Below are 4,880 nucleotides of genomic sequence, written 5' to 3'. Positions count from 1 at the left end.
TATACGTCGATACTTGAATTGACAGCTTCAAAGCTAACAACCAGCGCAAAAGGTACTTCAGCATTAGTATCTTGGTTCCAGCCTGCGTGTCCAACTACAGAAATACAAAAGCCTTCCCGTAGCTCATAGGATTTTACAGTCGCCCAATCTTTTTGAATAGTTCCTTTACTTCGGGACAGTTCCTTTACTATGCCATCAATTCCTTTTGGGCTTGTTTGTCCGTTGGTCGGTTTAAACTGCCTTTTCCCTAGCGTCCATCGGAATAGTTTGTCACCTTTTTCAGCCTCTTCTGGCGCATCATACTCGCTGAGAACTCTATCGAGGAAACGATCGGGATCTTCTCCGCATTTGCTACAAGTCCAATCTAACCAAGTTGATAAATATTTCCTGTGATTACGTCGAGTACGACGAGGTTCAGCGACATAAGAAAGAGTGATTTCAATCAGAATGTCAAACCCTTCCCCTTGAGGTAAGAAATTTTCTGGAACTTTTACTTGGTAAACCTTAGCTTGTCTAGCTTTAATGCGTTCTAATCCTCTAGTTGTCAACGTTATACGGTTAGGGGAATTGCCGAGAGCGCGATTGATGTCTGGAATACCATAACCCATAGTCCTAATTGCATAATAAAGTTCTTTAGCATCCAAATTATTTGTCCACTCTGGTAAACGCGCTGATTGAACAACGAGTGCGCGGTAAAGGAGGGTGCTTTCTTGTGGAAATGCTGCTGCTAATGCAGCAGCAATATGTGTGACTTTAGGAGCAGCAAATGATGTTCCTACAGCATCTGCACTAACAGCTTTACCACCGTCACGGGTTGAACGAATCAATTCTGGGCAAACTGACTCTGGTGTCGTGAAATTTAGTGAAGTTGGCGAGTCAATCGCGTAGTCGCCACCATATTCAACTACTTCTGGTTTGATAGTATCCCAGATGCCAGGGCCAGAACAGGAGAAAGAAGAAGGATGATTCTCTTCTGCTATCGACCTTAGAGGTGGATTATTGTAAGTTTTATGAGCAACAGAACCAACAGTTAGTGCTTGAAAACTTTGTGCTGGATTAGCGACCCGTGCAGAGGGTTGCAGCAGATATTGTGGATACTTACGACCAGCTTGTATATGAGCAGAAATTGAAGGGCGTGTGACATAGTTTGCGCGAGCCTCAATATTACCAGCAGCCACAATGAAAAGAACATCGTTTTCCCAACTTAGTTTATCAATAGCTGCTGCCCAAGAAGTCATTGATTGGGTGCGACATGGTGAAATTCCAGCTATTGAGTGGTTATAAATTCGCGTTCTAGTTTGGCAGTAATAAATATTTACAATTTCTTCTAAAACGTCAGGCGGAAAAAGCCGTTTAGGTAGTTCGTTTCGCGCATCGAGAATTCTGGCATTTTGAAGCCAACACACTGCCTGCTGACGACCTGTTTGAGGAATGCCTCGTGGGTATAGAACTGCTCCTGCAACTCTAGTACCATGCCCACCACCTCTACAATAATCAGCAGTCATATTCGTTTCACCAGGCACCCAAGATGTGGAGAGATTACAGTCAATCGCAACTCTCAGTTTAGGGTGAATTTCTTGAATACCGCTGTCGATGATACAAACTTTGGGTGCATTTGGCTCAGGTGCTTCTAATTGAAACTGTTCTTGATCGGATTCAGAGCTATTTGGTGTAACGGATGGAGCAATAAATTCATCGGCTTCGCTGACATCAAAAATATATGGAAAGTTGAGAACAAGATCCTTTAAACCTTTACCAAGTATGCGAATTCGACAAGAAAAGCTATCGGGTAAACGTGAAATACCAACTTCGTCACTTTGAACCGACCGCAAAATTTCTCCCCGATATAGCGGCTCTTGAATAAATTTAATAAATTTGGCTTCTCGCTCTGAATACAGATCATCCCACTCTTCGTATGTGAGGTTATGTTTATCCAGCCAGTTATTAATTCTTTTCTGAAACTCTGCATCGTTTTTAAAGCTTTCCCGCTTAGGACACCTAGAATATTGTTCTTTAATATTGATACAAGAAATGCCTACATCGACAATGTATTCTTGATGATCTGAAATTTTATCCCACTGGGATTGAAGACTAGGTGAAAGGATATACTCCGGTCGCCTAGTCCCTTCCAGAATTTCCCATATTTCTGGAACTTTGCCACCACCCCACTGGGACTCAATGAATTGCTGAATCTTTTTTCTGAGCTCCGAAAGTCCTATATCTGCCGATGCTCCAATAATGTAACCTTCCTCTAGATCGGCAACAACCTCAATCCCAAAACTTTTCAGCGCATCTGCGTCAAATAAATTAGGATCTACTTGCAAAATGAATGAAATTGAATCTGGAAGCTCAGGTTTACCTTCTTTCTTGCGCTTTTCGCGTTCCTCCTCCCAACTTGAGACAATAGATGATATAGAAGAATTTAGCTTGCTACCATGTCCACCTGCATTGGCTCGATTAGCCAGAGTAGTTGCAGAGATTTTACCCCCACCTCCTGGAGGTAGAGCAGCAGTTCCTTGATTGGTTAAACGTAGGGGTAAATGAGGAAATTGATTCAATTGCTCAGACATGGGAAGCTAAAACGTCTCGAATAGATGCCTCTAAGTGGTCTTGGATGACAAGTTCTTCTCGATCGAGGATGGCGCGTTTGGCAGCATCTTGAGCAACTCGAACAATCTGTGCAGCTGAAAGTTTATCCAGTTTTTGCACAATCGTTTCCCAGTTAATTACGCCAACCTCAACTGAGGAAAGTGTCTGTTTTAATATAGCTTCTATTTCTACGGATGTAGGCTTTGGCACTTCGATGACATCATCAAATCGTCGCCAAACGGCTTCATCCAGAAATTTAGTCAGATTTGTGGCTGCAACAAGTAATCCATTTGAGGCTTCGTATTCATCAAGTAGTTGTAAAAAAGTATTAACAACACGCTTAATTTCGCCAACTTCCTGAACGTCTTCCCGTGATTTAGCGATCGCATCACATTCATCAATAAATATTAAACACGGAGTTTGAGAGGCTGTTTCAAAGACTTCGCGCAAATTGGTTGCTGTTTCCCCTAAAAAGGAAGAAACCATTGCATCAAAGCGTACTTTGACAAGACTAAGCCCTGTATTCCAAGCTAAACGTTCAGCCCCCATCGTTTTACCGCACCCAGGAGTACCGTAGAGTAGGATTTTTTGGCGGTAGCGTAAACCGTGATGAGCTAATCGATCGCGAGCGGCATATTCTCTTTCGATCCGGCGAAAACGCTCTTCCACAACATCTGAAAGAATCATGTGGTGTCGTAAACGCTCTCTAGGAATAGTAACAATGAAGGGATGGTTAAAACGTTGCTTGCTCGACAGCAAGGTTAGGGAGTGAGTATCAGGTGTCTTTGAACGAGTGCCACTATAAGGTGCAGAAGAAATTACATTTCCAGAGGTATCAGGTGAAAGTGCTGACATCTCTGGAGGAGTGCGGGGCAATTTACGACTGCTTTTGTGGGTAATATTTTCGAGTTGTTCAGCCAGGAGGGTATGCCCTTTTTTACGTTCTTCCTCGACGACTACAGATAGCATACTTTGGATCGCCGTTTTATCTTCACTAGCGATCGCTCTAAATAGCCGTTTGAGCAACTCTCCTTTCATTTTGCTGATTTACTGCTATATAGTACAATAGTACTACTAAATAGGTACATAGTAAATAGGTACATAGGCAAACTTAGACAGTTGTCCATTTTAAACGTATATGAGTTCGCTTTCTCCAATTATTACTATTGTCTAACTTTGCTAGGACATCACCAGAAACAAAGATATTTATATAGGATCGGCATTTAATTACCTGATAGTAGATTTTTAGTAGACTTGCGGTTAATTAGCTTCCCGAAACCTATGGAGAATAGGGAACTCGAATCCCTGGCCTCTGCGGTGCGATCGCAGCGCTCTACCAACTGAGCTAATTCCCCGTATTGAGGATTTCATCTCGCATCGACGAAATGCCATCCTTAATTATAACACTAGCTGGCGGTTGTTTGGGGTGCTTTTCGAGAAAATAATTCTTGCACTCGCTCTAGTTCCAGGTGTGTAAGGAAATCTACTGTCCAGTTCGCTTGTCGCTGGAGCATATGAAATGGGTACGTGTTCGCGACGCCAACTACCTGTATGCCAGCACTTTTGGCGGCTGTTATTCCGGCAAAGGTATCTTCAATTGCCAGACATTCGGAGGGTTTCAGGTTAAAATCGGGAAATTTCTGATTCAATCGCTCTACTGCTAGCAGATAGCTATCTGGTTCTGGTTTGCTGGCTGTGAGGTCATCTCCGGCGACGATTAACTCGAAGTTTTGGGCTAGGTTAGCTCGATTTAGTACCAGTTCTACTTCCGCACGCAGGGCACCGCTGACTACTGCCATTTTTATTTTGGCGACCCGGAGCTTGTAAATCAAGTCTTCCAGTCCTGGATAGATGGGTAATTTTTCCAGTTTCTCCAATTCTTGCCGGTAAGCTTCGGCTTTGCGGGTGAGCAGCTGGGTTAAGTAGTTTTCGGTGACAACGCGACCCCGACGAGAAAGTATATCAGAAAGACAAGCGCGATCGCTCCTCCCCAGACAAATTTCCCGATATTCCCCCGGTTTTGGCCGCAAATTTTCATCAATCAAAATCTGGCCAATCAGCTTTTCGTGAATCGCCTCATCGTTAATGATGACGCCGTTAAAATCAAACAGTACTGCCTTTAGTGTCATGCCTCAGTTTTTGGGATGAGGGGGTGCGGCTCGATTCTTCCCACCTTAAAGATTTTACAGGGCTGGCAGTGCGATCGAGTACGCCTATCCCAGAAACCCCCAGAAACCCCAGAAACCCGGTTTCTTCAAGAAACCGGGTTTCTAGTGTGGTGCGATCGAATA

At 43.5% G+C, this 4,880-nt stretch carries 4 protein-coding genes and 1 tRNA gene; all 5 read right to left on the bottom strand.

Annotation, left to right across the window (positions count from 1 at the left end):
* Nucleotides 1-2,570 (bottom strand): S8 family peptidase (locus H6S82_RS18415; RefSeq protein ID WP_191056519.1); only part of this gene is annotated, 2,570 nt, incomplete at its 3' end.
* Entirely contained in the window at nt 2,563-3,627 is a 1,065-nt protein-coding gene (locus H6S82_RS18410; RefSeq protein WP_190470555.1) for an ATP-binding protein, read from the bottom strand. The genes H6S82_RS18415 and H6S82_RS18410, both read right to left, overlap by 8 nt.
* 244 nt (nt 3,628-3,871) lie before the next feature.
* Nucleotides 3,872-3,944 (bottom strand) — tRNA-Ala (locus H6S82_RS18405).
* A 51-nt stretch (nt 3,945-3,995) separates the two neighbouring features.
* Nucleotides 3,996-4,718, bottom strand: a complete 723-nt coding sequence (locus H6S82_RS18400) for an HAD family phosphatase (RefSeq protein WP_190470558.1) — start codon at nt 4,716-4,718, stop codon at nt 3,996-3,998.
* On the bottom strand, nt 4,693-4,880 hold a 188-nt coding region (locus tag H6S82_RS18395; protein WP_191056518.1), incomplete at its 5' end, for a hypothetical protein. The genes H6S82_RS18395 and H6S82_RS18400, both read right to left, overlap by 26 nt.

Source organism: Planktothrix sp. FACHB-1355, assembly GCF_014748295.1.
GTDB classification, from domain to species: Bacteria; Cyanobacteriota; Cyanobacteriia; order Cyanobacteriales; family Aerosakkonemataceae; genus Aerosakkonema; species Aerosakkonema funiforme_A.
This window is presented reverse-complemented; position numbering and strand designations above follow the sequence as displayed.